Below are 1438 nucleotides of genomic sequence, written 5' to 3'. Positions count from 1 at the left end.
CCTCGGCCCGCTCCAGCGCTCGCTCGCGTTCGAGCTCGAACACGGCGGCCACCGCGGCGCCGCCCTCCATCACGTAAGCCGCGCTGGTTGCGACATAGCCGACCGCGACCGCGTCGAGATGAGCGTTGAACTGTGCCGCGAGCGAAATCGAGCCCTCGATCGCGGAACGCATGGGACGTTCGGTGGGGATGTGAACGAGAATGTCTTTGTACATGGGCCGCCTCCGATGAACATCATCCGGTGGCTGCAGTCTTTCACTGCCGGAAGCATCGGCGTTGAGCTGCATCAAATGCGCAAGGACGACTTTGCCGCGGCCGCACGCTCGCACATCCTTTGCCAAGATTTAATCGGACGGACGGGACGCCGTAAGGTGACGATGTCCATGTTGGATGCAAGGCGACACTTCCAACATGGACATTTCGACATGAACGACCGCGTCAATTCCGACACCTCGACGTCCCGCAAGATCTTGAGGCCGCGCCGGCTCGCGCTGCTCGGCACCGTGGCCGCGCTCGGCGTGGCCGTGCTGGCGGCTTCTCCCGGCTCTTCGCCGTTCGCTCTGAACTCGTTCATTGCCCCGGCCCAGGCCGCGGAATCCGCCACGACGCCGCCGGGCTTCGGTGACCTCGTCAGCAAGGTCAAGCCCGCCGTCATCTCGGTGCGGGTCAAGATCGACCGGGCCAACGACAAGAGCGCCATGCTGCAACAGAACCGGATGGATTCGGACGAGGAGACGCCGTTCGACCAGTTCTCCCGGCAGTTCGGCTTCCGTGGCCCAGGCGGCATGAACGGCATGCCGCGCCAGCGCCATCAGATGGTCACGGGCGAAGGCTCCGGCTTCTTCATCTCCGCCGACGGCTATGCCGTGACCAACAACCACGTCGTCGACCACGCCGAGTCGGTGCAGGTGACGATGGATGACGGCACGAGCTACACCGCGAAGGTCGTCGGCACCGATCCGAAGACCGATCTCGCGCTGATCAAGGTCGATGGCAAGAAAAACTTCCCGTTCGTCACATTCGCCGACCAGAAGCCGCGCGTCGGCGACTGGGTGGTCGCGGTCGGCAATCCCTTCGGCCTCGGCGGCACCGTGACTGCCGGCATCGTCTCGGCCAGCGGCCGCGACATCGGCAATGGTCCCTATGACGACTTCATCCAGATCGACGCGCCCATCAACAAGGGCAATTCCGGCGGCCCGGCCTTCGACATGAATGGCAACGTGATCGGCGTGAATACTGCGATCTTCTCGCCCTCCGGCGGCTCGGTCGGCATCGGCTTCGACATCCCGGCCTCGACCGCAAAACTCGTCGTCGCGCAGCTGAAGGACAAGGGCGCGGTCACCCGTGGCTGGCTCGGCGTGCAGGTGCAGCCGGTCACCGCAGAGATCGCCGACAGCCTCGGCCTGAAGGAGGCGCGCGGCGCCATCGTCGACAGCCCG

The 1438-nt window shown here is 65.1% G+C and carries 1 protein-coding gene and 1 pseudogene; one reads left to right on the top strand and one right to left on the bottom strand.

Going from position 1 to position 1438, the window contains the following annotated elements; translation table 11 throughout:
- Positions 1 to 214 (bottom strand): annotated as a pseudogene (locus MOV75_RS37950) (universal stress protein); the annotation flags it as partial.
- A gap of 210 nt (positions 215 to 424) precedes the next feature.
- Here MOV75_RS37950 and MOV75_RS37945 point away from each other — a divergent pair.
- The coding region (locus tag MOV75_RS37945) for a trypsin-like peptidase domain-containing protein (protein WP_247007974.1) at positions 425 to 1438 on the top strand (1014 nt) is incomplete at its 3' end.

The sequence above is a fragment of the Bradyrhizobium sp. PRIMUS42 genome (assembly GCF_023006515.1).
Taxonomy (GTDB): Bacteria; Pseudomonadota; Alphaproteobacteria; order Rhizobiales; family Xanthobacteraceae; genus Bradyrhizobium.
This window is presented reverse-complemented; position numbering and strand designations above follow the sequence as displayed.